This window comes from Acetatifactor aquisgranensis, from assembly GCF_943193215.1.
Lineage (GTDB): Bacteria > Bacillota > Clostridia > Lachnospirales > Lachnospiraceae > Acetatifactor > Acetatifactor aquisgranensis.
The window spans coordinates 135,966-162,852 of sequence record NZ_CALPDH010000011.1; the positions used below are offsets into that span (position 1 = coordinate 135,966).

Consider the following 26,887-nt stretch of genomic DNA (forward strand, 5'->3'; position numbering starts at 1 on the left):
AGTCGGCTTTTTTCACAATTTCAGCCGCGGCTTTGGCTCTGCAGAGAAATTTCTCCGTGCAAACTCCCCTTTTTATCCCAGTCCCGCAAAGAATTTTGCCGCAGATTCCACAGAAGCAAGCCTTAACAGCCTGCAAGTTCACGGAAAAGGAACCCCCGCCCGCCGTCTTTCATATAATATAAGAAAAAGAAAATCAGGAATGGCAATATGGAGAATATTCTGGAACTGAAAAACATCGGCTATTCCTACCACAATCTCCACGGGGAAACGAAAGCGCTGCAGAACATCTCCTTCGGCGTCCGGGAGGGAGAATCCATCGCCATCGTAGGCCCCAGCGGCTGCGGGAAATCCACGCTTCTGTCCATCATCGCAGGCCTCCTGTCCCCGGAAGAGGGAACCATCGTGGTGAACAATCCTGACGGCTCCCTGCACTATCCGAAGATAGGCTACATGCTCCAGCGGGACCATCTCTTTGAATGGCGCACTGTCTACCGGAACGTGACTTTAGGGCTGGAGCTGAACCATAAAATGACGCCGGAGCGGCTGGAGGCGGTGGACCGTCTCTTAAAAGACTATGGCCTTGACAAATTCAAGGATAAGCGTCCCGACGAGCTGTCCGGCGGCATGAAGCAGCGGGCGGCGCTGATACGCACGTTGGCCCTGGAACCCCAACTGCTTTTGCTGGATGAGCCTTTCAGTGCCCTGGACTATCAGACGAGACTTTTCGTGTCCGCGGATATCTGCCGTCTCATCCGCGCTGCCGGAAAGACCATGATTATCATCACCCACGACCTGTCGGAAGCTGTCAGCCTGGCAGACCGCATCATCGTCCTGTCCGGACGGCCGGCAGTGGTCAAGAACGAAGTAACCGTGCATCTGACGCTGGCGGACGATTCGCCTCTGGCTGCAAGGAACGCTCCTGAATTCCAGCAGTATTTCAACATGCTATGGGAGGATCTGACTCATGAGAGCTGAATGGAACAGAAAAACGAAAAACAGGAAAAAAGCCTCTTCGGAATTGACAAGACAGGAGGAATTCATCAGAAAGCACAGACGGCACCACCATGAAATCGCTTCCTGGCGGACGATCATCTTCGTCCTTTTTTTAGTCCTGTGGGAAGTCAGTGCCAATCTGAAATGGATCGACAGCTTCTTCTTCTCCAGCCCCAGCCGCGTGGCGCGCTGCTTCGTGGATCAGATCAGGAACAATTCCATGCTGGCCCATATCGGCGTGACGCTGCTCGAGACCCTGCTCAGCTTTCTGCTGGTGATTCTTTTCAGCCTGCTGGTGTCCACGCTGCTGTGGCACTCCAAAAAGCTGTCGGAGATACTGGAGCCCTATCTGGTGGTGCTCAACAGCCTGCCGAAATCGGCTCTGGCGCCGCTGTTCATCGTATGGCTGGGCACCGGCACCCGAACCATCATCGTGGCCGGCATGTCCGTGGCGGTGTTCGGCTCCATCATCAGTTTCTATACGGGATTCCAGCAGGTGGATCCGGAGAAGATTACGCTGATTCACACGCTGGGCGGCAGCAGGCGGGACGCTTTCTGCAAAGTAGTGCTCCCCGGCTCCGTGCCAATACTGCTCAGCACCGCCAAGGTGAACATCGGCCTGGCCCTGGTGGGCGTCATCATCGGGGAATTCCTGGCGGCCAGACGGGGACTTGGGTACCTAATCATATACGGCTCCCAGGTATTCCAGCTGGATATGGTGATTACCAGTATCATCGTGCTGTGCATCATTGCGCTGGGGTTCTATCAGTCGATACAGTTCATTGAGCATCAGATAAAAAAGCAGTTCAAGATGTGATTCCACCGCACTGTGTCGCTTCACCGGCACTGATTCCGCGCAACGCCGGCGGCACATCAGCGCCAAGGCCAAAAGCTTTCCGCTTTCCGGCCTTACATAACTTATCGCCTCAAGCCAGCTGCTTTAACTTGTCGCTGTGCTTCATCACGACATTCTTCATGATGTCGATATCTGCCTGCATGGCATCAATCTGCATGATGCCGTTCTTATACCTCTCATATGTAGAGAGATAACATTCCTCAATATTCTGTATACGGGGCAGAACCTCATTTTCGCTCTGTAGCTTCAGGAAACGTATGTCGTTCCGCATAGGAATACAGCATTCCTCCACACTCTGCAGCCCAGGCAGTATATCTTTCTCATTCTGCTCTTTCAGGAAACGTATGTCGTCTCTGATTGGCTGCAACTTGCTCTCTAGCTTACTCTCCAATATGCTCTCCAGCTTCACATCCATCAACTGCGATATCGCCAATAAGTCCTCGCTCGACAATGTCATAAAATATCCTCCTTTTTACCTGGAAACATACGATACGAAAACAATCACGAACCAACGATTTAGAAGATGATAAAGAAAACAGAAAAAAAGCTTCTGACGGGACTCGAACCCGTGATCTATTGATTACGAATCAATCGCTCTACCAACTGAGCCACAGAAGCTTATCACCCGGACAATTCCGGCAGGTCAAGTCGAACTGTTCTGACCACCTTTCGCAAGACCGATTTTCATTATACAGGCTTTTGAAATAATTTGCAACTACTTTTTTTATTTTTGGAAACTTTTCGCAAATTTGACTCTATTACGTCTTGTTATTATCATTTTTAAACAGGTTCCTTACCTGTGCCCGTATCCTCCATCCGGATTCCAAACTCGGTACATACCGGCACCTGGCAGACTTTTACGAACAGCCCCGGTTTGATTACATGCATATCATGCGGACCATGGACATCATGGAGGAACATTATGACGGATACATCACCCACCTGTTTGAAAAGAGCAGAAACATCGTAAAGAGGGACACTTCCGTCTGCTTCTATGACTGCAGCAACTATTATTTTGAAACAGAAACGGAAGATGACGATTATGTGGATGAAGTGACCGGGGAAACCGCCAGGGGCCTGCGCAAATATGGGCCGTCCAAAGAACACCGCCCCACCCCCATCGTGGAGATGGGGCTGTTCATGGACAGGGAAGGCATCCCCCTTTCCATGTGCATCACTTCCGGTTCCGACAACGAACAGACTACCGCCATCCCGCTTGAGAAGAAGCTCACGCAGATGTTCAAGGGGGAAAAAATTCATATACTGTGCGGATGCAGGGCTCGGATTCCTGAACATAAGGAATTTCAATTCCATGGGCGGGCGTGCCTTTATTGTTACCCAGTCCGTGAAAAGACTTTCCGGCACCTTAAAGGAAGCGGTATCGCATTATCGACCTTCATCTTTCGCCCACTCCTTTTCACTCCACGAGATACCGTTCCAACGGCTCCCTGTGGGCCTCTATGAACAGCCTGAGCCTCCTGCAGTTCCCCTTCGTCTTCCCATAGTCAACACGCTACAATACGGCCACTTTATTGGAATGTGGACTAATCATTAAATTTCGTCTACCTAGCGCTCAGCGGGATATGGGCGAAACCCTTCCGAAAAGGAACCTCCGCGCAATTCAATCTGCTCTAGTACAGATTTATATGGAGTCGATGGAAAATCGTAATATCCCGTTTGATCCCCTGTTTCAGGTATATATATCCGTAAACCGCCAATGTCTGTCGGATTACATTCCCACAACGCATAATCTGCGCATATGATGACATGCTTGAAATTTACATTTATGCCTTTGAGCAGCGAAATAATACAGCAAATCTCCCAAGCGGCCATAGCAATCACTATCATCCGCCCCTCCCTGGCCCGCCCAAGAAGTGTCCCTATAGCATAAAACGGCAGAAGATATAGAAAGACTTTTCCATATCTTGCCAAAGGTGCCGTAAAAAACCAAAAAACCATACAGGATATCATACATCCAGAAATATGGAGGAATTCCCACCTTTTTTCTTTCAGTACCTGATACCCCCCCACGCACAGACAAATAGGCACCAACGCTATGTTAATGACAAAAAGCATATAGTCTGTCCTTCCCATATTTTCCCGCCACACTGGAAACCACACTGAAAACGGGGCATCTGCTTTTGCTACATCGCACAGATTCCATGCCCAGACCTTTATTTCGTTCCGGTCCCTTATCAAGCTTGCCGCCGGCATTTTCCAATCCACAGGAAACAAATCGATTTCCGGGTATGGGTATAACAAATACCCGGAAATAATAACATTTCTAATCAAGAAAGGCATGACCGTCACAATACCAAATCCCAGATAAAGCGCAATTTCCTTCCATCGTTTCCCTGTAACCAATTTGAGTGCCGGGAAGAGTACAAGGAACACCACCATCGTCATAGACAGTTTGAGGGATACACCATAAACTCCCAGTATGCACAAATACGCATAGGGTGCTATATTCTTTTCCCCATCTTCAATCAAATTCACCCATTTGCTGAAAATATAGGCTGTCAGCCCAAGCGCGAAAGCGTCTGTCTCTGGCGAGCTTATATGACGCACTTTGCCCGCATAATACAGAATAATGATTATACGCAAAAAATCCGATGCGTAAATCCTGTTCCTATGCCAAAACCTCATGGAGCACAGAGCGTAAGAAAGCAAGAGCCACATAATGAAGCCATTCATGCTATGCAGTGATTGGCCTGTCAAAAACTTCAGGCTGAACAATGCCTGGAGCGGAAGGAACGAACTGTTGTAGGCCAGCCTGTTGTGCAGATTTCCTAATCCCGGAACCACTCCGTACTCCTCAATCCAGTGGATTGCCTGAGCGTGGTATAGAGCAGTGTCATAATGCCTTACCTCCCCGCTCGCAAAACCGGCCACTAATATCCCGATTCCCACAATTGCAAAAAATCGATATTTAAAAACATCTTTTTCCATATTCCTGAATTTTCTAAGCCAACACTTCATTTTTCCCTTTATCAAGATCACTATAATGGCATCCGCAAAAATCACGCTCATAAATGCGGCTCTGTTGACCCTGCGAAAAAGGCTAAAAAATTGAGCATAAACTGTCAGCGCACAGAGGCCTGTCATCAGAACCATGTCCAATTTCTTCTCTTCGTAGTGATTGAATTTTTCCAAAAAAGACAAAATAGCGGTTCCCCATAAAAATGCCGATGTGCCTATTACGACCCAGCTTAGTAATGTACAAATCATTCTACTTCATGTCCCCCTGTTCGTTTATATTAAAATTAGTTACCAACGCTTGCAATTAGGTATGCCCTAATTGTCTAACGCACCTGGCAAGAATCGGAAAAATCCCTAAAATATGCCGTTTCTATTGCCTTGCATCTTTCACTTCACATAAACCAGGTATCATTTTCTGTTTCAGTTCATTTAACCGCTGGAATATTTACTTTGACACCGTCCTTGAGGATGTGGTATATGGCTACCAGCATGGAATGTGCCACCGCAACGTAAGCTCTTTTCTTCCCACGATGTGCACTGATTCGTGCAAACTGTGCAGAGAAATACGAGTTTTTGTTTTTGACCGCTGAATGGGCGCATGCAACCAGTGTATCCCTCAGCAGGGCATTTCCCTTTGTGGTCTTACCGGATTTACGCTTATGCGCACTCTCATTATTTCCAGGGCAAAGCCCCGCCCATGAAGAGATATGGGCATCTGCTGGCCCTTGTCCGGGATGTAGCTCGCCGTAAGCAGGCCATGCTGCAGAAGATCCGCAATCCACTCTGCATCCTTCACATCCGTTTTGCGACCCGGAACGGCCTTCATATGGCGGGCATTGACTACCATGGCTTTCAGTTCACAGGTCTCAAGGATGTACAGGGGTTTCCAACAGGATGCCGTGCTCTCCATGGCAACCATCTCACAACCGCCCTCTTTGAGCCAGCCATTTCGAGAAGCTCCCTGGTTGTTGCACCGAAGTCCCGTATTTCCTGTTTGCTGCCTTTTTTGAAGCAGGCCACGATGAGCTTCTTGTGCACATCAATACCACAACATTTGTCGTAAACTTTCTCCATTCTGACACCTCCGATGGATAAATTTACGGCACAGCTTCCTATCTCTTGTTATTTTACTTTACGTCCTTATATGCCGTATACTTCCAGTATACACCAGAGCTTATGGCTTGTAACTACCAATAGTCTATCACTCACGATGTTTCATTTATGGTGGTGCCAAGCATCGCGGGCATGAGGGTTTACTTTTGTAGCGCATGAATATAATCCATAATAGGTTTTTCCACAAAATAATAACCACACCCGCCCACAACAATGCAACTTGCTATTATCACGGCAAAACTTATTGTAGTAGGAATCGAAAGTTTTCTGCCTAATATATTTAATATGACAATCAATGGAAAATGCACTAAATACAAGGAAAATGAAATTTTTTCCAAAAAATCAAGAACTCTACTTATGCAGAACTCTTTTCTTTTTTGTATACCATTGCTTAATTCCATACCTACCCCTCCATACACAATTAGCATAAATGCAACGCCAAATTTAAACACTCTGTTGAAAGACATCAATACACTTATTTCTCTATTCTCTGCAATCCAAAAAACAGTCAGCCAAATCATTCCTAATACCAAAGCGGCCTTTTTCTTCACTGCATTAGGTTTCTTCTGTTTAACTGTACATGCAATCAACATCCCTATAAAAAACTCTAAAAACACTGGATTCCCAATAAAACTAATGTATACATTCTTAAAATCACCCATATTTACAGCTATTATCAACGCTACCCAACAAGCAATAATCCCCCCAAAAAACCTTATCCCACAAATATAAATAAATAAAGCGACAAAATAATATAGCATTTCATATGGCAATGTCCAGCCTGTAGGTATTATTGGCATTTCATTCGCCGCAACATCTGTAGGCAGGCACAAAAAGGAACGGAAAATACCCCTTGCATCCAACTCAATCCAACTAACCAATCTGGACCCAAACACTTTAACCACAAAAAAATGCAGAGTCAAAACAACACCTGTGTATATCCAATAGACAGGATAGATTCTAGTCAATCTTTTTTTAATATAGGCAACCGGCTTCATATCTCTGTCATATGTCCACAGCATAAGAAATCCGCTGAGGATAAAGAAAAAGTCAACGCCACACCACCCTTGTATAAAAACTCCCTGAAATAGGTTCCTGTCTATCAACAGATTGGCATGTGCCAATACTATAAGCAACGTTACCCCCCCACGCCCTTTTCCCAAAATATCAATCCTCTTTTGCATTTATCTCCCTCCGCCAAGGTATAGGCATCATATACCAAAATCTGAAATATCCATTCTATTCTCATGACTCCTAATCCATCTATAAGCCACTGATGGCAAACAGATTACATTTATTGACATAACTATAAAACTGCCCAAAATGATTCCACTGAGATACATATCCATATTTTTTGCAAAAAATATGGATAACGGGATATTCATGATTGCCCCGACAACAGATATTACAATAGATACTTTAATATGTCCCACTCCACACAGAAACGACGAATAATTATTCGAATACATTTGCGCAATCATATAGACCGCAACGACAACAATCAGAGTCTTTCCATACTCCAGCCGCTCTCCTAACCAGATTGCTGCAAACGGCTCAAATAGTAAAACACCCATAACTGTGCCTAATGTGAACAACAGAGTAATGAAATTAATCTTCCTTATCGTATTCTTTATCCACTGAATATCATTATGTGCCGCCGCTTCCGTGTATGCCGACCACATAGGCATAATAATAATTCCATGGACCTGTACTACCATATAAAAACATTTATAAACTATGTTATATGGTGTTACACTGGTACTTCCATACAAACTTGAAATCAAAAGATTGTCTGTAGTATTCAGCACCAGTGTACATATCTGCATAACAAAAAAACCTATTCCCAATGAAACTAAAGGTTTCATATAGCGCACACGAATCATCGATAGCTTAGGACGTAAATAAACATTTTTTCCAGCAAGGAAAAAAAATAACAACAGATTATCTATTAGACTTATCAAGCCATACATCAGCGCAACGGCCAGCAGACTTTCATGAAAAAACTTCGAAAGCCCGAAAAGGACAATGATTTGTAATATATGCCCAATTACCCCCATAATACTGTTCAGGCTCGATTGTTGAATCGCATATGCTGATGTCTTACTTAACGCCAGAACAAAATTGACGCAAACAAAAAAGAGGCTGATAAAAATAATAATATCGATGTTCTCATCATCAACATTTAAATTGAAAAAATCAGTCAGCCCCATAAAATGCCAGCAAACCACTAGCAGTATGAAAAAAACACCTGCCATCACAGCACTCCCCAGATATGCTGTGGATATAAAAATTTGCGCATTCTGCTTGTCATCTTTTGCAATAGCCTCTGTAAGTCTGTTCCTAAGTCCATTTCCTATCCCTATATCAAAATAATTTATCCATGACACAATATTCAGGATAATTGCCCATATTCCATACTTTTCCTGACCCAGGAAAGAGAGTGCCATTGGTGTATAAATCAAAGCTAAAATCATGCTGATTGGCTTTAGGAACATGGATATCCCTATATTTTTAACAATTCTCTTATTATCCACTTTTATATCTCCAAATCTTATACGACTCACTGCATGCCTATTTACCTTCTTGTAGATGCCTGATTATTTTTGCCGGATTCCCTCCTACCATAGTCCAAGGCTCCACATCATGCGTCACCACGCTGCCCGCTCCGATAACTGCACCTTCGCCAACAGTGACCCCTTTTAAAATCATACACCCAGTTCCAATCCATACTTTATCACAAATTTTAATAGGTGCAGACTTTACGATTGACCAATCCTTATTTTTAATTGGGCTATATCCGGCAATCAAATCCAGATATTCTTGTTCAGTGTCATTTTTCCGTTCTTTCCATTCTACAGAATGAGAGTTATGGTCATATATCAGACAGTCCCAAGCAATTGTCACATCATTCCCTATGTCAATTCGATTAATCGAAATAAACGTGCTACCGCCTATATGCGAACGGTTTCCCACGGTAATTCTTCCTTTACCTGTTTCAAATACATATTTGCCTCCTATCACACAATGTGCCCCCACCGAAAGATATATTCTTGCCTGCTGTGGATTCCTCAAATCAACCATGAAATCATCCTCATAGAAAGAATCTGGACTCAGCTCAATATATGGTTTCGCCTTTTTCATTTCTTTCCGATGCTTTATTTTTTTCAGTAGAGTGATAACCTTCATTTCTGCCCCCATTCTCCCTTAACCCATTCACAATACTCTTCCAATGCAGATTTCATGTCCGTTGTTTTCCGATATCCTAATGCCTTCATCCGCGAGATATCTGCCTTCCAATTGAGCGGATCCCCCTCTCTGAAAATACCATTAAAAAATATATTCCTCTTCTCTATTCCGATACAATCCGCAAAACATTCAGCGGCCTGCCTAATTGTAATCTCTTCCCCATTAGCCACATTAAAAACGATTTCATCTGTCTCCACTGTAGACAACAGATAAAGCGCCTCTATGACATCATTGACATGAATGTAGTCCCTGCTCTCTTTGCCTGTACCGAACATATCCAATCGGCCTGTTTTCTTGAATTTGTCATACATATCCCAGAATATCTGTTTCCGCAGCCCGTTTCCATAAGCCGAAAAAATTCGGGCAATCTTTATATCCATTCCATAATTCTTTACAAAATACATGCACATCTCTTCACACATTACCTTATGGAGCGCATAAGGAGAAAGCGGATTCGTCTCTTTTACCTCGCTAATCGGTAACCGAACAGGATTTCCGTATACACCCGCACTTGACAAAAATATAAACCGCATTCTATTCTCTAGATGCAGCTGATGCATTGCAAACAGGATATTATGAGTCAATACCACATTTCCATGAAAATCTTTTTCTGGAAACCGGACGGACTGAGCTACATCCGCACAGCCCGCACAATGAATGATAACATCTGGTCTACATATCTTAAGCGCCTCCAAAACAGCAGCAGAATCACCCATATCCATTTTTTTCATATTAGTTTCTGCACCTGTTTCCAAAGCGAAATCCCACCCCTCTACCTGATATCCGCTCTGCAGAAACCTTTCTGATAATTTAGAACCTATGAAGCCAGCCACACCAGTAATTAATACTTTTGCCATATGCACCCCTAAATCAATAACAATCTAACATTTTTTTGAAATTTTCAGAATATTTTTTTGCTCGCTCATACATGTCCTGTACCCCGTCTTCTATTGAATCGCAATGCTCACACTTGATTTCTTTTTCAATTAATCCCGCCAATTGTTTTGGATTATATGGATCAAACAAAATGCATTTCTCATTTTTCTGTTCCCTATGAATCGGAATATCCGATAACAATATTGTCTTGTCCAATACCTTGGCATCTTCAACCACAGTTCCCCACCCTTCAAAGAGCGATGGCTGAACGACAAATTGAGAGTTTTTCATGATGGCGAGCTGCTCTTTCCTGTCTATAAACCCACAATTCAACAGATGCCCTCCCATAGCTATGTCCTCAAAATAAGACGATATCTTATCGATATAATGTGGTGTGCGCGAATCTTTCATTCTCCCAGTAAATACAAAGAACATATCTTGATTTTCTACTTTTTCCAACAATAATTTTGCCGCTTCAAGCACTACAATGTGGTTTTTGTGTTGCCAAAATTGATTTGCTATATAAATATATTTTCTATCAAACAAGTGATATTTTTTAAGTATTTCATCTTCCTCACTTATTATATCCTCAATTATTTGGGGCTCAATATAGGACACAAATGGAACTACAAATACACTGCGCTCTCTACCATAAAAAAGCTTCAAATCATTTCTGCAATCTTCACTGCTTAACACCAGCGGATACCCTATACGAACAATTTTTCTGCTTGCCTCTATCCGATGTTCTCGTTCACTCTCTGTATAACAGTGGGGCAATCGATTGTGCTGAAAATCAGGAATCCACGAAATACCTCTAATCTGAAAAAAACTACTGATTTTAGTAGAACATGGAAACATATATTTTATATTCATTATTTTACATAGAAGTATACGGTATAGCTTTTCAATTTCACAAAAAGATTGCGGAATTGTAATCATCTGAACAAAATCCGACAATCCCTGAAACACATTTATGTTCTCCCTGAATGTTAGCAAAAACAAGTTATACTTCCTGCATATGTATTCATTCTGTGATAAGACAAATGCAATATTTTTGATATAATATAATCCGCCAATCCATTGCGTATTTCCCTTTCCCACTAATAAGATTCCTGGCTTCATGACATCCCCCTATGCTGCTGATACAGTCTTGATTTTACTAATAATAATCCAGTTTCATTGCTTTCATTTCTCCATAGAAATAGCAGCGAAAGAAAAATCGGATAAGTGCACAAGCTTTCGGAACACATAAATAGCAAAAAAATCAATTCGACACAGCACAATGCTACTCCAGATGCTTGAAAAAGACGTTTAATTCCAGTATGCAGTAAGGCTAAATACACAACTGTCATAGGTACTCCTATGCCAATCATCAAGCTGACCAAACCGTTAGAAATATATATCACATTAAGCTTTTGCAGTTCTTCAGAAACAGCGACAAACATTCCCTTGCCTAAAAAAACATTTTGGAAAGCTACTGATAAACCTGAAACAGTATCATTCATCCTTGTCCCAAATGAACCACTTCTATATATCAATTTGTCGAATACTCCGCTAAATAAAGCAACAAATATTATTCCCCAAATAACTCCCATGATGATTATCAGATTTTTCCGCGTATTCCATTTTTGAGGACTATGTAGTATTTGAAAAATAAAGCTTAATGCCAACGCCATATACCCAGTGGTCGACTTTGTTGATAATACTCCCAGAAACAGAATTCCAACTATGAGCATTCTGACTTTTGGCTTTAATCCGTCTAAAGCTCCACTAAAGGCAAACAGAATAGCGATAATTATATAAACGGCATGTGCTCCTGGTTCCCAGAACATTCCTGCATTACGTTTAAAAAATCCATTTAAAGAAAACCAACCCATAGTATAATAGGGTGTCAAATAAACAATATTATGTCCCGGCTGATGAGTATAAGGCACAATTCGTTCGTAATACCCAGGCAGATTACTATAATCCAAATACACCACCAATATAAAGCATACTAAACTTATAATTGTCTCAAATGTCATAAAGAATATATATTTTTTTTTAAAATCTGATTTTGTCATATTGCTTTGTAATATCAATAAAGCAAAACAACTTATGCAAAAGATAATGAAACTATTTCGGTTAAAGCGTAATCCATGAATACACACACCATAAACTGTACTTATACCTCCATATAGCAAAATAATCAAAAATGTAATAAAGTTGGCCCTCATAATAACTCTCTTTTTTAAATAATAAAGAATGGCTAAGGCCAATAAAAACATGTTCGTAAAAAAAGAATTATAAATACGAAAGTGCTGGCTGCCTGAACAGATAATAATCCATGCAACAAAAAGAAATGGCAACCATTCCTTCATTCTAAGTCCCTCAGTCTTATGTCGCATGTCATCCATCCTCCCTATCAGCTGTAGTTTATAAAGGATTATCTATTTACTAACGATAAAAACAACGCCTCGTACTCATGGCGCATACGCTCTGGCAGTAAGTATTTCTTATAATTTATTGCTTTCTCATCATATGTAAAATCCATTTTAATCGCTTTTGAAATTACTTCTGCTAATGATTCAGGAGACTCACTGCTAAAAGTATATCCTATGTGATTCTCTTCAATCAAATATCTTATACTTCCATGGTTCGGTCCTATTATTACTTTTTCTTTTATGACACCATCACCTAATGGTCCGCTAGCTCCATCAAAAATTTTCCTATAGGGCAATATCACAATATCTGTTTGAGCAAAATATTCTTCCTTTTCTTTATCGCTTACTACTCTTAAATCTAAATATATTTTATCCTTATATTGTGCCGAATGTTCCGAAATATATTTTCTATCAAAATAAGTATCTTTCCCAACTATATATAATATGAAATTTTCCTTAACTAAGTTAAGTGCCTCTAACAAAATATCCAATCCTTTATCATATCTCGTAGCACCAAATGCAAGCAGTCTTCTGGGTGAATGAATTGCTTTATTATTGTCAGCCGCGCCAAACCCTGGGTACTCAAGTCTCTTTATATTCTTTATTCCATAGGACATTAATTTATCTTCTACCGGCTGAGTATGAACTACTGCATAATCTATCTTTCTTGAAATTAATAAATAACTTAATTTCCTTAAAAAGCCACTCCAAAAGTGATGATATATCACAATAATTCCAAACTTTTTGAGATTACCGAGATAAAGTGAAAAATATCTCATAAGTGAATCCATATGCATGATTAGTATAATATCTATTTGCTCTATATCTGCTATAGAGGCAATCTCCTTTATCCACCTGATATATGAGATTAAGTCTCTGGATGGATTTGTCTTCACTATATATTGTTTTGCATTAATCTCATTACATTGTACCGGCAAGCAGATAATACTTTGGTATATTTTACTCTCCACTAAATTTTTTAGATAAATAATATGGTGGCCATCACAAGCAATATCAACAAATAAAATCTTCATCAGTTATGTGCATCCTTTCCAGTTTGCTTAATTCTCTTTCACTCCTCGTTTTACATATTATAAAGCTCTGATCCATTCGATTAGCAATTTCATCTTGTCCATAAATAGAAACGGCATTTTACTTTTAGAAGGTATCCATATTTGTCCTATTGGTTTTACCTTTGATGCAATTTTACTAAAATCTATCAAAGGTTGGGAAATGTCTAAAATCTCTCCATTTTCATTATTCAGCAAACATATGGCTCCCGCATTCTCGGAGACCATTACATACTCTCCCGCTAATAAAGCTTCATTTACTACTGCACCAAAACAATCATATATGCTTGGAAGAACCAGCACTTGTCCCACGAAATACCATGCCTTAAGCTCAATTCCTTCTTTTCTACCAACATATAGTATATAGTCTTCCCCCTCAACATCTCCAATCATTTTCTGTACATTGGCTAAAACCTCTGGGTTCTTTTCAGACGCTCCACCTATCAACACAAGCACATTATCAGGATACATTTCATGGCTTTCTATAAAAGAATGAACAAGATATTCAACATTTTTTTCCGGTGCCATTCTTCCCACATATAGAAACACTTTCTTCCCAACCAATCCATAGTCTGCGATGTACTTGCGTGCCATATCCACTATTTGCTGTTCATTTTCCCTAAATTCGCCCTCCTCTTGTACTATAGGAAACGAAAAAGTCTTGATCCGGAAATTCTTGTTATACCAGTTTTCAACTTTATCATTGCACAAAATAATGCCATCTATAAATTTAACGCCAAAATTCCTTGCCGTTTTCCTTATTCCCGTACATTCCTCCGCTATCTTCAAGCTGTCATCACAAATTGTAACAATTTTATAGCGTTTCCTGTAAATCAGCCGTGTCAGCACAGCGCTCCACAGGCCTTCTCCGTATTCTCCTACAATAACAATATCCGGATTAAATTTATGTATTCTTTGTCTATGCCCCAGATATATGGTTCTATTTCCTATTTTTATACTTTTATCAAAATAATCTGGTTCAAATTCAAATTTGGAGCTTATCTGGCTATAATCAAAAGTTTGGCTTTTGAGATTCGGATAATATAAGCATATCTTTACCTTCATTTTCTTATGTAGTTCATTAAAAAAATGAAGTCTATATGGCGCAATGGTAGGATGGAATATTAAAATTTTCATTCCGTTTTCATTTATCATTACATTTAACCCGCTTCACCTTATGATAAATGCAAAGCATTTTCATATAATTTTTTTCTTCTGAATAATGTTGATTATAATGTTCTGTAATATGGTCACACTTATTTTCAAGCATCCACTTCACGGCCCAGACAATAGATGGCACATCATTAGGCCTAAACCGTAAACCTGTCACTGTATTTTCAATTAAGCTGCCTGTGTTTCCTATATCAGAACCCAGTACTGGTATCCCCACACTGTATGCTTCCACAATTGTCATAGGAAAGCCCTCATAGCACTGTGTGGGGAATATAAGAGCTTCTGATTCTGCCATGATTCTTCGGACTTTTTCGTTTGTGACATATCCCATCATTCTTATGGTTTTCAAGTTATTTCTTTGGATATAATCCCTGCACCATCTTTCCATTGATCCCACACCACATATAATCAAATTTGGCGTGTTTTTTCCTTGTGTAAATTCTACTTGCTCTATCTGTTTCCAAGCTTGAAGCAGAACATCAATTCCTTTCTGTTTTTCTAAACGTCCAACATACATAAATTGGTTTGCTTTTCTGTCATTCAAACTCAAGTATCCATTACCCCCCCCGGATCTCACATCATTATATATTGCATTAATATCACTATAATTTTTATTGTGCGAAAATTCCTTTACATATTTTTGATAGGCATTTTCACCAAGAGTAACAATATCCTGTCTTTCGAAATGCTCCACTATAGATACAAGGGAATCAGATGAATCATATTGAAACTTTAAACCATTAATGCCATCATCAACCAGCCCTCCCGCATTTCCTATATCCCCAACTATAACGGGTGTATGACTGGCAAAAGCTTCAATTATAACCATCCCAAACGCTTCATACCACTGCGAAGCTACGACCACAGCTTTGGCAGACTTTAATAGTTCTGCAAGCCGTTCCTTTTCCGCATGTCCCATAAATTCTATATTCAGAAATCCTTTATTTCTCACGATTTCTCTATAATACTCTAAGTCCACACCTGTACCAGCCAATATCAATCTCTTATCCGGCATCCTTGAAAATGCTTCAATCAACAAAGGAATCCCTTTTGTCTCGTCAATTCTTCCAATGTATAAATAAAAATCCCTTTCTACCTTTTCGTTTTCTATACTAAACGTAAAATTGGGCTTTACGAAAACTTTTTCCGGATTTATTTGTTTCAATTCCAAAAGTTTTTTCCTATTAAATTCTGTCAGACAGATATAATTCAGTTTCTTATAGACCCCTATCATCCTATGGAACTTCATGCTGATTACACACAACAATGTCTGCAGGCAACTATTCCGATAGCACCGATGTTTTATTGCACAGCTAAGCCCATGTTTTATACAATCTTCACATATATGCCCATCCCGATAGAACATAGCACCTGGACAAAGCAACCTAAAATTATGTACAGTCTGCACTACTGGTACATTCATCGAAAGGGCTGCATAATATACAGATGGGCTAACCAAATTTAAAGTATTATGAACATGTACTATCCCAATTTTCTGTTCTTTTATTATCTTTCTGATATCTATATATGTGCGCGGATTAAATATCATAGTAAGAGGTAACGCTATTTTTTTCATTACTGGCATTTGGTTCAACTCTGAATTGTCGCGGCTGTAGAACCAGACCTTATGCCCATGGCTCTCCAGCATTTTCTTTTCATTGGAAACGACAGTATCTTCTCCGCCAGGCACTTGATAATAATTATGTACAATTAAAACATTCGGCTTGTTCATTCAATATTCCAAGAGTATGTGCCACACCCGACTGCACATTAAATCTTCCTTTCCATCCAAGTTTCTCTATTTTTTGACTATTAAGAACCTGCCTGGGAATAAATGTCCTGTCCGCAAAATCTGCGTCTGTCCCCTCAACCTGAATCACTTTTCTGCCAGCTACACTGGCAACAATCTGAGCAAATCCTGCAATTGACACTTTTGCATTAGGGTTGGAGCAATTATATGCCTCTCCTGCGATTCCATTCATTAAAACAGCTAGGATAGCCGACCCACAATCAACAACATAACAATATGACCGAACCTGTGTTCCGGTGCTCTTCAGAATTATATCTTCACCGTTCAGCGCATTATTTATGAATTGGGCACTAGCCCTATTATCCGCCTTTGTCATCGTCGGACCATACGTATGGCAAGGGCGTACAACCACTGTATCCAATCCATATTGTCTTCCATATGAAGCACATAATGTTTCTGCTGTACGTTTACTGGATGGGTAGCTTGATCGTGGTGCCATGCTGTCTAGCTCTCCCCTACTATACTCTTCGTCAAACTCGTTCACTTCCATATTTCCTTTGCCATAAACCTCCCCGCTTGAAACAAAAAGAAACCTTTTTGCTCCATGAGTTCTGCCATATTCAAGCAGATTATATGTCCCATTGACAGTTGCGATTATCGTACCGACAGGATCCCCATTAAAGGCGGCTGGATATGCATTTCCCGCGGCATGAATAATATAATCCACTCCAAAGTTAAACCTTAATGGCTCCAATGCATCATATCTGACATACTTCAATTCGCTGCATCTGATTTGATTGAATCTGTTAGACAAATGCTCAATGCTTCTGCCTGCAGCATATACTTTAATGTTTCCCCCTTTTATTTTATTATAGCGCATCAATATATCCACAATGAAAGAACCGATTAGACCTGATGCCCCTGTAATCAATATACTTTTTCTGGCCATTTCCTCTATGCCAGGAGACTGTTCTATCGCAGTATCTAAATCTTCTAAGTAAATCCTACTATCGTATAAACCCATAGCATCCTTCTTATTCTTTCAGCCATTCCGAACGTCTTGCAAGCAGCAATGCTTTAAAAATATCTATATCTTCTATCGTGGTCAACTTAATATTCTTTTCCGATCCTGCGGAAAAATGAATCTTTTCACCCATCTCAATCATCAAGGTACATGATGCAACAGAATCCAGTACACATTCCTTTTGGGCTCGCCGATGCAAATTGCATATCCGTCCCAGCGGAAATCCCTGCGGGGTCTGAGTTCGCTTCAGACATTGTCTTGGATAGCTTTCGGCAGAAGTTTCCCCATCTGTAGTCGTCATCATGGCCTCTGCACAAGGAATTGCTGCAACACCACATCCATACTTCTTAGTGGTAACAATGCAATCTGATATAATCTCCGCAGACACCATCGGTCTAATTGCATCGTGAATCAATACAATATCATCAGGAGAATAATGTTTCTCCAGTTCATAAATGCCATTACGGATAGAAGCCTGCCCATTTTCACCTCCCGTAACCACATGCTTTAGCTTAGAAATATTAAACTGATTAGCATATGCCCAGAGCACTTGTTCCCATCCGCTGATACAGACAACAGTAATTACATCAATGTCCGCATGTTTCTGAAAGGCTTCCAATGTATATACAATGATTGGCTTTTCATTCACAGTCAAAAATTGCTTTGGTATGTTCTGATGCATGCGGCTTCCTGCACCGCCTGCAATCACTAATGCTATATTAGCCATTTCCTCTCCCTTGTGTCTGTCATTCATTCGCATGTTTTTTTATATAGTCTCTGTATGGCACATCTGTCATAATCATTATTCCATGATGAGGCACTCTCTTATCTTCTGGCGGCAGTGTCTTATAATTCCCATAAAGACTACTTAAATAGCCATCCGCATCCTCCACCCCAAAAAATTCTTCTGATTCAAATTTATATCTTCTTGGTATTCCAAAATATGTCGACTTCATGTACTCTTTCACAGACGCTGAACCCACTAAGTTCGCCACATAATCACTTCTATAAAAGCTATGCTTTTCCGCATATTTTACAAGATTTCTGTATATCCTTTTTTCGCCCAGGACACTTGCGTAAATCCGGAGTATTTTCCGCAATGTACAATCTGCGATGCTCTTTCCGGCATGTGTAAGATTCTGATTCAATTTTAATAAAAGGAATTTATATCTTGCTATTCCAAAACACAGATTCGATGCTATTCTATTATTACCCAGCCCATCCAGCGGAAAGATATCTATAAAAATCCCCCAAGCTCTTTCCATCATGTCATATTTCTCAACCAGCGTCGTGTTCGCATCAGCAATTTTTGCAAATCCAAAATTATAATTTCCATCCCTTTCTCCAGGAATCTCAATCTCCATCCATTCTGGCAAAGCTTTAGCAGCTAGGCTCAGGAACTTGTTAAAATCCTTCCTTGGCATACCTATATCCATATCATCATCCCATGGAATGAATCCTTTATGGCGAACTGCTCCCAGCATCGTTCCGCCAATCATGTAATATCGTATATTGTTCTCTACGCATATTCTATGGATAATCTTCATCATTCTAAAAAGTACATTCTGTGTATCGTTCATCTAAATTTCCTCTGATATCTGTGCTGTCTGCTTTTCATCATTTCCCTCTCACATATGCCTCCCAGATAAACCTAGCATTCGTATACACATATCTGCCTAACAGCCGCCTCGGTTCCTGTTTTAGCCGGTACAGCCATTCCAAATTATTCCTCTGCATCCACTCTGGTGCCCGCCTGATGTTCCCGGCGAAATAATCGAATCCTGCACCCACCCCTATCATCAGCCCTTTCAGCCTCCCCTGATGCCCCGCCATCCATCTCTCCTGTTTCGGCGCCCCCAGACCTACCCACACAAAGTCAGCCCTCGCCGTATTTATCAGACCAACTATTTCGCTATCCTTCTCTGCGGCCACAGGCCCAAACGGCGGGCTATACATTCCCGCAATCTGAATTCCCCGATACTCTGCCTCCAGTCTCTGCGCCATCTTCTCAAGCGTCTCTTCCGTGCTTCCGTAGAAAAAATGTCGGTATTCCCTGTCCGCAGAAATCCTGAAGATTTCGCCCATCAAATCCGGGCCGGCAGTGCGTCTCATCTCTGGGAAGCCTCTCCTGCGCCCCAGGGAGCTTAAAGGGCCACCGTCTGGAATCGCCATGATTCCGCCGTTCTGCACTTTCCGGTATTCCGAATCCTCGTAGGCAGTAACCACTGTATGTACGTTGCTGACGCAAATATAATCGCCTGAAAGCGCGGGCAGGTTACCCGAAATATATCCCACAAGCCATTCCATGTCAATGGCTGCTATGTCCACCCCCAAAATACTACAGACAGATATGGAAGACTTGTCCAGCTTTCGCATATAAGCCCGGTTATATGTAGCCGCTATGGTCTCGCGCATCTGTCCGTCACCTTCCTTTCTGTTCTTGGGCCATGCCTTCCCATTGTTTCGCACTTTCTTCACATCGCCACATACCCCACCACCGCTTTCTCCAAAGCGGCAATGCTCTCATGTTCCTTATGTACCCTCGCCCGCAACGACCTTCCCCGTTCCTCGACCAGAATCACCGCATCGCACTCCGCCAGCATCTCCAATGTACTGGCAGTCACATTCATATCGGCTCCGACCATCAGCACGACATTCTCCTGCAGCTGCGGCACAATCGCTTTCACGAACTCCTGCAGTTTTCCGAACTCTATAGTCCCGGTCACCAAAAAGGCCCCTCCATCCTTCGCAAGGTTCGTAATGTTCACCGATGCAATCCTGTACGCCTCTTCTTCTGTCATCTGCCCCGAAACGCCTTCCTTTTTTTCCAGGAAACGGTCAATGCCGGACAGCAGCTTCTTTTTTCGTCGGCGCGGGAACGTCCCCAGCAGACGGTAGTCATATCTTTCTAAGATTTCGCTTTCCCCCCGCATCTTGTCGCTGAGCGCATAAGATACTACATAACAGAAAAATATCCCAAAGAGCCCTGCCGCAAGGCCCATGGCACAATATTTCAAATAACTGTATTTTTTCAATTCCCCCAGCCGGCTTTCCAGTTGGTCTATCTGTTTCTGTGTCTCCTCCGCCGTCTGGCCCGGGGCTTGTCCTTGTCCCTGTTCCTGAGATTGGGCCTGCGCCCTTAACTCGTCCAGAATCCGTGTCTGCTCCTGTAGCTGTGCCTGCACCTCGTCCCTCTTTCCCGGAAGAATCGTCATATTGTACAGAGCTGCATATCCAGCCGTCAGCCCCCCGGCAATCACTGTTATCAACAGCACGGAGCGCCATCTGTACAAGATATGGAACAGCATATCCTTCAAATCAATCTTCTGCTCATACTCTTCCCTGTAATCCATCCTCATCCTCCTTCACATCGCGCCATCCCTGCCGAGCACCACCCGCACCGTCCTCAGCAATATCCTCAAATCCAGCCCCATGCTCCACTCCGTAATATACTTCGTGTCCAGCCTGACCACCTCTTCAAAATCCGTAATCCGGCTCCTCCCGCTGACCTGCCATAGGCCTGTGATTCCCGGCCGCACAGCCAGTCTTGCCCGATGGTGCGGCTCATACCTCTCCCACTCGTCCAGGGTCGGCGGTCTCGTCCCCACCAGGCTCATATCGCCTTTCAGCACATTAAAAAACTGTGGAAATTCATCCAGGCTATAGTTCCGCATAAAATTTCCGAGACCTTTCCTCACTGTCCCATCCGGCAGCACCCTGCACCCTATAATCCTCGGGTCGGCTTCCATCTTGAACATCAACCCATCCCCATGTCGGTTCCTCTCCATCAACTCCGTCTTCCGTTCCTCCGCATCCATGTACATGCTCCGGAATTTATATATGCGAAACCGTTTTCCGTTCATTCCCACTCGCTCCTGCGTAAAGAAGACAGGACCCGGAGACGATATCAGAATTGCCGGTGCAAGAATCATGAACAGGACACAGGTAATAAGACACCCCGCAATCCCTCCTGCTATATCCATAGCCCTTTTCGCAAACTGTTGCAATGGCGTGGCATAACCTATGCTGGTAGTCAATACCGTATGTTCCCCCAAATGATTGACGGACTGGCGCATCCCGCTGCCTTCCTCTGCCCGGAAAACGCTGACATGGACTACCACTCCCATCCCGGCCAGCTGTTCTGCCAGTTCCGCCGGATAGGCCTGATTCCTGGGCAATATCACCAATGCTTCGTCCACCCAGCTGCGGCACACAGCTTCCACTACATCACCTGTCCCCGCGACCACCGGGATGCCGGACAGTTCCTGTCCCCGCATATCTCTGTCGAGAACTGCGATACCTGTCAAAAGGAACTGGTCGGAACTATGCTCCAATACATCTTCCACGCTCTCACCAGCCAGAGCATATTCCGTCACAAGGAGCAAAGAACGCCTCTCTGCGAATGCCGCTCTGCGCTGCAATAGCCACACTTTCCATAAAAATCTGGCAAAATAGCCGATGCAGACATAGAGAACACCTGTCAGGTAGATGATGAATCTGGAATAATCGACATTCTTCCGGGCAGTGAACAAGTACATAATGATAATAGCTTCTACGAGACAGGCATGCCGCAACATCGCTGCAAACTCCTCATAGCGTCCTCGTCTCAGCACACCGCTGAATGTCCCTGACAGCAGCACAATGACCAAATCCGCCAGCAGGAGCAATACTCCGATGCCCCGGTATTCTCCATCCGAGTAAGGGCTGGACGGCCCCATGCGGACTGTATATGCCAACATAAAAGCTGCCTGCAGGCACAACATGTCCAGCATAATGAAATCAAAATGCTTCAGCCATCCTCCTGCTTTCTTCCTGTACATGGGCAACATGCTCCTCATCGAAAATCCGTATCGCAACGACTGCGCATCCCGCTCCGGGAACTCGCTCCATTTTCCTGAAGCGGGATGCAAAGCCGTCAATCTCTCCTCTACTCCCCAATCATAAAGGAGATATCATTGCAAGGTTCTTTTCACGTACTGCCCTCCCAATGAAGCAGGGAGGGCAGTACAACCACATGTCTAAGGATATCAATAGTCAAAATAATCAGATTGTTGGAACGGGTTTTCACCCGTTAATTAATCATGCATGATTAATCCTATGCTTTCGCTGCATAGAGAGGTTTTATTATCCGTTGTAACGAACCTTCTTGGCACATACTGCAGCCCCTGCAAGGCAGATGACTGCCAGGATGCCCGCTACAGGCATGGTCTCACCCGTCTTGGGAGATACGGGTGTAGTCGTGTTTCCACCACCGTTATCTGCCGGGGAGTCATTAGAAGCAGGCGGCGTAGAATCGTCAGGATTGGACGGCGCAGGGTTATCATCATTGGCCAGTGTCAGTACCGCAAGGTAGACCGGGGAGAAACCTTCCGGGAACAGCGCATATACATAGCCGTTCTCAGTCTTGGTCTGGAGCACTTCCCACGCCGTGCCATTCCAATGGCCTACCACATACTCTGCGCCATCTGTGACAGGAACCAGGGATACGTACATTCCGCCTGTCGGCATCGTACCAGTTGCGCTCACCTCGATTATCCAGCTATAGTAGGAAGTGTCTGCTCCAAACTTATTGTTTGTCACATCCTGCAGTGCGTTATTGATCGCCTCGCTTGCATCCGCTTTTGCAATAGCCTCCTCATAGCTATTGCCAAAAACATCATCGTACGCGTCTGTGGGGAGCGCTTCAGCTGTTACGTCCACACCTGTTACTACATTGCCCTCGCTGTCCTGAATACCGCCCTCCTTGATGGCAGCGTCTACAACTATTGCCGCATCGACGCTCTCCGTATCAGGGCTTCCCGCTGCGTTCACGGTCATGCCCAGCATCATTGCGGCAGCCATGCCCAGCGCGAGCATCTTAGAAAATCTTTTCATTGAATCTCTTCCTCCTTCCCTTATGTTCATGTGGTTATATCAAGCCTTGCGGCAGGATACCATTATCGCAGACTTCAACTTTCCGAACTTATTCTACTTCTTCATAAAACACATCCAGTATTAACCTGTACAATGCTTCGTCATCCAGGTAGAACTCCTCAAACCTTTCCCCCATATCAATCTCTCCCTCCAGCATACACATGTCCTCAAAGCTATATCCGATAACCTGTGTCGCCAGGTAACCTACCTCATCCACAGTAATGTCAGTCACCATATATCGGCTCAAGGTGCCATATAGATTCACCGGTAAGGCAATATCCTCTTTCAGTGCGGCGACCGCGGCAACAGCATACGCTGTCAGGTACTGTCTCTGTCTCTCCAGGCGCCTCCCTGCGCTACCCGCACTCCTGGTGTCCCTGTCGTGCAAGTAGTGGTAAGCGTCTGTCCCTTCCAGATGCAGCTCCTCCCCTTCCCGCACATGAAAACCATCAAAATCCATCGTCTCCATCGCTGTCAGATCAATGCCCCCGATGGCATCATTGAGCAGCGGGATAGCTCCCATATTGATGGCACAATAACCATGGATAGGAAGTCCATAAAAAAGCTTCGAAACAGCCTCCCTGCTGCGCTCACAGCTCACTTGCGCCCCATCTCCGTAACCGTGCTGCAGGCACAGCTGAGCCGTGACGATTCCCAGATAAGCTCCGGTTCTACTGTAGACCTCTACCTCTGTCATGGTATCCCTTGGTATGCCTATGACAGTGGCCTTCTTATTGTGGGGATTCAGCGCCAACAGGAATATGGCATCGGACTGCCCTCCATCTATCCCATCCTTTACCGGCTCCACTTCCCCCATCTTATCGATTCCAAGGAAGAGAAATGTCAGGATATCCGGGTTGTAGCGATAATGCACGCCTTCATAGCGCACATCGCCCACTTGCCATCCATCACCTCCGTCTTCCACGCTGCCGCCATAAGATACTGTTATATCCGCCAGATTCACCAGCAGTTCCTCTCCGCTGGCGCTGCTATATAGGCGGTTCTTTCCCACTATCTGCAGCACCAGAAAACCTATCGCCGCCAGGAACACCAGTACCACCAGCGCCAGCGCCAGACTCACCAATATACGCCCAAGCCTCCCGCTTCGCCCGTCAGCCGTTTCCCTGCTTGTCCTGCCGCCGAATCTAACGGCTTCTTTCCTATTCGCCATTCAGCAGCACCCCCTGTACCAGGAATCTGTTGTTGGGCTTGGTTGAAATACATGTAGACAATGTCAATATACGGCTGTCTGCATCCACCTCCACGCCCTCCCTCAGCACGCTTCCCATACTCCGGATTTCCATGATATCTTTTACGTAATTCTCGAACACCCGCTTGTCCTGAAACCTGTCATGGGCATATAGGATATGCTCATCGCCGGACTCGTAAGCTGCATAGATTTCATATACCAGCAGTTCCTCCGGCGTATATATGTACACATACGGATGCGATTCCGTGTACTCGCTGTCCCCATAATTGTGGAGCCCGGCGAACATGGTGCCATTCTTCATATTATGCCCATATACCACTGTATTGGGGTCGGTGAAATCTTTCCCATTATAGTCCTCTGTATAGATACATCCCGGGTATCCCCTGCTGCCATCCAGGTTATAATTTAAATAGTAGGAATTATCCGTGGGATGCTGCAGGACAGGATAGTCTATGGCAGTGTCCGGTATATAAATCCATGCATAGATATCCTTGTTGACATTCTCCTGCAAATCAGCGAAATCCACCACTTTATCCGGTATGGGCACACCCATATCTTCCAGCGCCTTCGCAGAATCAGCTTCGGCAGGTTCCTCTGTCAGCTCTTCCGAAAGTTCCTCTCCGTCTTCTGGTTCCTCTGTGGCGATAGGCACTGTGCCGGTATGCTCGGCCAGTTCCTGGTATGTATGCTCGGCGTTTTTTTCGTTGGCTTTTCCCGCACAGGCCACAGCCGTGCAGACACATGCTGCCGCAAGGAACGCCGCACTTGTGATTTTCCATACACGATTGTTCTTCCCGTCCATATCTCTGTTCCCATCCTTCATGCTTTCAAATTTTTAATGGCTTTAAACATCATCTCACTAAAAAGTTCATCTTACCTGCACGTAAGGCGAACAATAATCTCCATGATTTTTATTCTAAACCCTGTATAGCCATATTGCAAGCAAAATTTAATTTTTTGTAAATATTCCTAGTTCTTTATCATAACAAGTCAAGTAATTTATGGCAAATTGCCGTTCAAAAGATAGAATGCGTACTTTCGTTCAAATGAAAATGCTGTTAGCTGAAAACAGAATGTTATTGCATACTATTACTAAATGCGAAATTTAAGGAGGTATCACAGAAAGTATGAAGAAAATTACAAAAGCGAAAACCAAAAAAGTCCAAAAGGCAGTTTTGGAGGAAATGGGAGAGTTCCTCTTTCAGGAACATCACCCAGGTAAAAAATGCAGTCCGTGCAGCAGCATGGGGGACTTATGTCTTGACTGGTTACAGGTTCGGTATGGCACGGTAAAAAAGAGCACGTATTCTGCATATCAATATTGTGTAAAGGTACATATTTTTCCGTTTTTCGAGAACATTCTTCTTTCGGAGCTGAACAGAGTTATTATCCGTACCTTTGTAAATGAGACGCAAGGAAGAGGGCTTGCGAATTCCACTGTACATTTCATTTTTTCTATCTTCAGGTTCATTGTAAAATATGGGGTCGAATGCAAATTGTTAGACAAAGAAATTCTGTCATACTGTTCTGTCAGCAGCCGCAGACCAGAGTCGAGAGTGCTGACGGTTCAGGAAAGTACCAGGATGAAGGAGTATCTGCTGGAGCAAAATACAGTTTTTTCTATTGCCATATTACTGTGCCGGGGAACAGGAATACGGATAGGAGAGTTATGCGGTCTGAAATGGGGGGATATCGATTTCCGGTCAAACACGTTCAGGGTACGCCGGACGATATCCCGGATTCCGAACCCGAATACTTCGGAAGGCCAACCCCGGACGATTCTTTATATACGGACTCCCAAATCATATACCTCTTCCAGGGAGATTCCTATTCCGGACTATCTGATTGATTTGCTGAAGGCCATGAGCAAAAAAGATAACCTGTATCTGTTGACGGGATCTGAAACCTGCACAGAGCCGCGCAACGTACAAAAGAAATTTAAGACAATATTAAGACATTGTGGAATGCAGGACTGCAATTTCCATGCCATGCGACATGGCTTTGCCACGGCCTGCCTGGAAAAAGGAATAGACTGCAAGACCGTTTCAGCTATTCTGGGGCACGCATCTACGCGTACGACTATGGAAATCTATGTACATACTTCCCTGAAGCAAAAACAGAATTGCGTCAATTCTATTGACTGAAAAAAATTCGCCTTACGTGCAGGTAAGGCGAACTTTTTTGTAAAAAAGTGCCTTCGGCACTTCAACCCCCTAGCCCCCATTCATGGGGGAAAAATTGTGCGGCACACAATTAGGGGT

At 43.3% G+C, this 26,887-nt stretch carries 25 protein-coding genes, 1 tRNA gene and 2 pseudogenes; 4 read left to right on the forward strand and 24 right to left on the reverse strand.

The genetic code is table 11. The features are described from left to right. Positions 1 to 207 precede the first annotated feature (207 nt). Both NFS35_RS11420 and NFS35_RS11425 read left to right on the forward strand, forming a co-directional pair. Positions 208 to 975, forward strand: coding sequence for an ABC transporter ATP-binding protein (locus NFS35_RS11420; RefSeq protein WP_251207252.1), 768 nt, complete (start codon positions 208 to 210; stop codon positions 973 to 975). Continuing rightward, on the forward strand, positions 965 to 1,810 hold the full coding sequence (locus tag NFS35_RS11425; protein WP_251207253.1) for an ABC transporter permease: 846 nt from the start codon (positions 965 to 967) through the stop codon (positions 1,808 to 1,810). Before NFS35_RS11420 ends, NFS35_RS11425 begins: the two co-directional genes overlap by 11 nt. Positions 1,811 to 1,919: 109 nt before the next feature. Here NFS35_RS11425 and NFS35_RS11430 read toward each other — a convergent pair whose 3' ends face one another. Then, positions 1,920 to 2,306: a hypothetical protein gene (locus NFS35_RS11430; RefSeq protein WP_251207254.1), complete on the reverse strand. Its 387-nt coding sequence runs from the start codon at positions 2,304 to 2,306 to the stop codon at positions 1,920 to 1,922. Positions 2,307 to 2,394: 88 nt separating this feature from the next. After that, a tRNA-Thr gene (locus NFS35_RS11435) sits at positions 2,395 to 2,467 on the reverse strand. 162 nt (positions 2,468 to 2,629) lie between these two features. Between NFS35_RS11435 and NFS35_RS11440 the strand changes: the two are divergent. Further along, positions 2,630 to 3,230 (forward strand): annotated as a pseudogene (locus tag NFS35_RS11440) (IS1634 family transposase); the annotation flags it as partial. 185 nt (positions 3,231 to 3,415) lie between these two features. On the opposite strand, the gene NFS35_RS11445 reads toward NFS35_RS11440, so the two are convergent. The 22 genes and pseudogenes from NFS35_RS11445 to srtB all read right to left on the reverse strand — a co-directional run bounded on the left by NFS35_RS11445 (position 3,416) and on the right by srtB (position 25,428). Then, entirely contained in the window at positions 3,416 to 5,077 is a 1,662-nt protein-coding gene (locus tag NFS35_RS11445) for an LIC_10190 family membrane protein (RefSeq protein ID WP_251207255.1), read from the reverse strand. Positions 5,078 to 5,253: 176 nt separating this feature from the next. Continuing rightward, positions 5,254 to 5,535, reverse strand: coding sequence for a transposase (locus NFS35_RS29660; protein WP_251207287.1), 282 nt, complete (start codon positions 5,533 to 5,535; stop codon positions 5,254 to 5,256). Further along, complete coding sequence (locus NFS35_RS11455) at positions 5,445 to 5,738, reverse strand: IS110 family transposase (RefSeq protein WP_251207256.1); 294 nt, start codon at positions 5,736 to 5,738, stop codon at positions 5,445 to 5,447. The genes NFS35_RS29660 and NFS35_RS11455 overlap by 91 nt, the downstream gene beginning before the upstream one ends. After that, the gene (locus tag NFS35_RS11460; protein ID WP_251207257.1) at positions 5,681 to 5,902 is read right to left on the reverse strand and encodes a hypothetical protein; all 222 of its coding nucleotides are present in this window, start codon (positions 5,900 to 5,902) and stop codon (positions 5,681 to 5,683) included. Before NFS35_RS11460 ends, NFS35_RS11455 begins: the two co-directional genes overlap by 58 nt. 179 nt (positions 5,903 to 6,081) lie before the next feature. Next, positions 6,082 to 7,125: an acyltransferase family protein gene (locus tag NFS35_RS11465; RefSeq protein ID WP_251207258.1), complete on the reverse strand. Its 1,044-nt coding sequence runs from the start codon at positions 7,123 to 7,125 to the stop codon at positions 6,082 to 6,084. Positions 7,126 to 7,152: 27 nt separating this feature from the next. Further along, entirely contained in the window at positions 7,153 to 8,475 is a 1,323-nt protein-coding gene (locus NFS35_RS11470) for a lipopolysaccharide biosynthesis protein (RefSeq protein ID WP_251207259.1), read from the reverse strand. A gap of 58 nt (positions 8,476 to 8,533) precedes the next feature. Beyond that, a pseudogene (locus NFS35_RS29880) lies at positions 8,534 to 8,683 on the reverse strand (galactoside O-acetyltransferase); the annotation flags it as partial. 440 nt (positions 8,684 to 9,123) lie between these two features. After that, positions 9,124 to 10,044, reverse strand: coding sequence for an NAD-dependent epimerase/dehydratase family protein (locus NFS35_RS11480; RefSeq protein ID WP_251207261.1), 921 nt, complete (start codon positions 10,042 to 10,044; stop codon positions 9,124 to 9,126). A 13-nt stretch (positions 10,045 to 10,057) separates the two neighbouring features. Continuing rightward, positions 10,058 to 11,185 carry a glycosyltransferase gene (locus NFS35_RS11485; protein ID WP_251207262.1) on the reverse strand — a complete coding sequence of 376 codons (1,128 nt, stop codon included), beginning with the start codon at positions 11,183 to 11,185 and terminating at the stop codon, positions 10,058 to 10,060. Continuing rightward, the gene (locus NFS35_RS11490) at positions 11,182 to 12,423 is read right to left on the reverse strand and encodes a hypothetical protein (RefSeq protein ID WP_251207263.1); all 1,242 of its coding nucleotides are present in this window, start codon (positions 12,421 to 12,423) and stop codon (positions 11,182 to 11,184) included. Before NFS35_RS11490 ends, NFS35_RS11485 begins: the two co-directional genes overlap by 4 nt. A 65-nt stretch (positions 12,424 to 12,488) precedes the next feature. Next, the gene (locus NFS35_RS11495; RefSeq protein ID WP_251207264.1) at positions 12,489 to 13,520 is read right to left on the reverse strand and encodes a glycosyltransferase; all 1,032 of its coding nucleotides are present in this window, start codon (positions 13,518 to 13,520) and stop codon (positions 12,489 to 12,491) included. Between the two features lie 57 nt (positions 13,521 to 13,577). Further along, on the reverse strand, positions 13,578 to 14,711 hold the full coding sequence (locus tag NFS35_RS11500; protein WP_251207265.1) for a glycosyltransferase family 4 protein: 1,134 nt from the start codon (positions 14,709 to 14,711) through the stop codon (positions 13,578 to 13,580). Next, on the reverse strand, positions 14,701 to 16,461 hold the full coding sequence (locus NFS35_RS11505) for a glycosyltransferase family 4 protein (RefSeq protein ID WP_251207266.1): 1,761 nt from the start codon (positions 16,459 to 16,461) through the stop codon (positions 14,701 to 14,703). The genes NFS35_RS11500 and NFS35_RS11505 overlap by 11 nt, the downstream gene beginning before the upstream one ends. After that, positions 16,430 to 17,503 carry an NAD-dependent epimerase/dehydratase family protein gene (locus NFS35_RS11510; RefSeq protein WP_251207267.1) on the reverse strand — a complete coding sequence of 358 codons (1,074 nt, stop codon included), beginning with the start codon at positions 17,501 to 17,503 and terminating at the stop codon, positions 16,430 to 16,432. The genes NFS35_RS11505 and NFS35_RS11510 overlap by 32 nt, the downstream gene beginning before the upstream one ends. 10 nt (positions 17,504 to 17,513) lie before the next feature. Beyond that, positions 17,514 to 18,230 (reverse strand): IspD/TarI family cytidylyltransferase, encoded by a 717-nt coding sequence (locus NFS35_RS11515; protein WP_251207268.1) that lies wholly within the window; start codon positions 18,228 to 18,230, stop codon positions 17,514 to 17,516. Positions 18,231 to 18,249: 19 nt separating this feature from the next. Continuing rightward, a complete protein-coding gene (locus NFS35_RS11520) occupies positions 18,250 to 19,083 on the reverse strand; it encodes a LicD family protein (RefSeq protein WP_251207269.1) in 834 nt (277 codons plus the stop codon). A gap of 37 nt (positions 19,084 to 19,120) precedes the next feature. Continuing rightward, entirely contained in the window at positions 19,121 to 19,981 is an 861-nt protein-coding gene (locus NFS35_RS11525) for a WecB/TagA/CpsF family glycosyltransferase (RefSeq protein ID WP_251207270.1), read from the reverse strand. Next, the gene (locus tag NFS35_RS11530) at positions 19,978 to 20,856 is read right to left on the reverse strand and encodes a hypothetical protein (protein ID WP_251207271.1); all 879 of its coding nucleotides are present in this window, start codon (positions 20,854 to 20,856) and stop codon (positions 19,978 to 19,980) included. The genes NFS35_RS11525 and NFS35_RS11530 overlap by 4 nt, the downstream gene beginning before the upstream one ends. A 12-nt stretch (positions 20,857 to 20,868) precedes the next feature. Then, on the reverse strand, positions 20,869 to 22,323 hold the full coding sequence (locus tag NFS35_RS11535) for a sugar transferase (RefSeq protein ID WP_251207272.1): 1,455 nt from the start codon (positions 22,321 to 22,323) through the stop codon (positions 20,869 to 20,871). Positions 22,324 to 22,627: 304 nt separating this feature from the next. Continuing rightward, complete coding sequence (locus NFS35_RS11540; protein ID WP_251207273.1) at positions 22,628 to 23,377, reverse strand: hypothetical protein; 750 nt, start codon at positions 23,375 to 23,377, stop codon at positions 22,628 to 22,630. 88 nt (positions 23,378 to 23,465) lie between these two features. Continuing rightward, on the reverse strand, positions 23,466 to 24,587 hold the full coding sequence (locus NFS35_RS11545; protein ID WP_251207274.1) for an LCP family protein: 1,122 nt from the start codon (positions 24,585 to 24,587) through the stop codon (positions 23,466 to 23,468). After that, a complete protein-coding gene (srtB, locus tag NFS35_RS11550) occupies positions 24,577 to 25,428 on the reverse strand; it encodes a class B sortase (protein WP_251207275.1) in 852 nt (283 codons plus the stop codon). The genes NFS35_RS11545 and srtB overlap by 11 nt, the downstream gene beginning before the upstream one ends. A 442-nt stretch (positions 25,429 to 25,870) precedes the next feature. On the opposite strand from srtB, the gene NFS35_RS11555 reads away from it, so the two are divergent. Then, positions 25,871 to 26,770, forward strand: a complete 900-nt coding sequence (locus NFS35_RS11555; RefSeq protein ID WP_275564680.1) for a tyrosine-type recombinase/integrase — start codon at positions 25,871 to 25,873, stop codon at positions 26,768 to 26,770. Positions 26,771 to 26,887: the final 117 nt, after the last annotated feature.

Excerpts from the sequence above, each read along its gene's own strand:
- NFS35_RS11445 (WP_251207255.1), bottom strand. The coding sequence starts at position 5,077 with ATGATTTGTACATTACTAAGCTGGGTCGTAATAGGCACATCGGCATTT.
- NFS35_RS11430 (WP_251207254.1), bottom strand. The coding sequence starts at position 2,306 with ATGACATTGTCGAGCGAGGACTTATTGGCGATATCGCAGTTGATGGAT.
- NFS35_RS11555 (WP_275564680.1), top strand. The coding sequence starts at position 25,871 with ATGGGGGACTTATGTCTTGACTGGTTACAGGTTCGGTATGGCACGGTA.
- NFS35_RS11500 (WP_251207265.1), bottom strand. The coding sequence starts at position 14,711 with ATGATAAATGAAAACGGAATGAAAATTTTAATATTCCATCCTACCATT.
- NFS35_RS11495 (WP_251207264.1), bottom strand. The coding sequence starts at position 13,520 with ATGAAGATTTTATTTGTTGATATTGCTTGTGATGGCCACCATATTATT.
- NFS35_RS11540 (WP_251207273.1), bottom strand. The coding sequence starts at position 23,377 with ATGAAAAGATTTTCTAAGATGCTCGCGCTGGGCATGGCTGCCGCAATG.
- NFS35_RS11485 (WP_251207262.1), bottom strand. The coding sequence starts at position 11,185 with ATGAAGCCAGGAATCTTATTAGTGGGAAAGGGAAATACGCAATGGATT.
- NFS35_RS11515 (WP_251207268.1), bottom strand. The coding sequence starts at position 18,230 with ATGGCTAATATAGCATTAGTGATTGCAGGCGGTGCAGGAAGCCGCATG.
- NFS35_RS11490 (WP_251207263.1), bottom strand. The coding sequence starts at position 12,423 with ATGAAGGAATGGTTGCCATTTCTTTTTGTTGCATGGATTATTATCTGT.
- NFS35_RS11455 (WP_251207256.1), bottom strand. The coding sequence starts at position 5,738 with ATGGAGAGCACGGCATCCTGTTGGAAACCCCTGTACATCCTTGAGACC.
- NFS35_RS11510 (WP_251207267.1), bottom strand. The coding sequence starts at position 17,503 with ATGGGTTTATACGATAGTAGGATTTACTTAGAAGATTTAGATACTGCG.
- NFS35_RS11520 (WP_251207269.1), bottom strand. The coding sequence starts at position 19,083 with ATGAACGATACACAGAATGTACTTTTTAGAATGATGAAGATTATCCAT.
- NFS35_RS11545 (WP_251207274.1), bottom strand. The coding sequence starts at position 24,587 with ATGGCGAATAGGAAAGAAGCCGTTAGATTCGGCGGCAGGACAAGCAGG.
- srtB (WP_251207275.1), bottom strand. The coding sequence starts at position 25,428 with ATGGACGGGAAGAACAATCGTGTATGGAAAATCACAAGTGCGGCGTTC.
- NFS35_RS11465 (WP_251207258.1), bottom strand. The coding sequence starts at position 7,125 with ATGCAAAAGAGGATTGATATTTTGGGAAAAGGGCGTGGGGGGGTAACG.
- NFS35_RS11505 (WP_251207266.1), bottom strand. The coding sequence starts at position 16,461 with ATGAACAAGCCGAATGTTTTAATTGTACATAATTATTATCAAGTGCCT.
- NFS35_RS11420 (WP_251207252.1), top strand. The coding sequence starts at position 208 with ATGGAGAATATTCTGGAACTGAAAAACATCGGCTATTCCTACCACAAT.
- NFS35_RS11530 (WP_251207271.1), bottom strand. The coding sequence starts at position 20,856 with ATGGATTACAGGGAAGAGTATGAGCAGAAGATTGATTTGAAGGATATG.
- NFS35_RS11425 (WP_251207253.1), top strand. The coding sequence starts at position 965 with ATGAGAGCTGAATGGAACAGAAAAACGAAAAACAGGAAAAAAGCCTCT.
- NFS35_RS11460 (WP_251207257.1), bottom strand. The coding sequence starts at position 5,902 with ATGGAGAAAGTTTACGACAAATGTTGTGGTATTGATGTGCACAAGAAG.
- NFS35_RS11480 (WP_251207261.1), bottom strand. The coding sequence starts at position 10,044 with ATGGCAAAAGTATTAATTACTGGTGTGGCTGGCTTCATAGGTTCTAAA.
- NFS35_RS11535 (WP_251207272.1), bottom strand. The coding sequence starts at position 22,323 with ATGTACAGGAAGAAAGCAGGAGGATGGCTGAAGCATTTTGATTTCATT.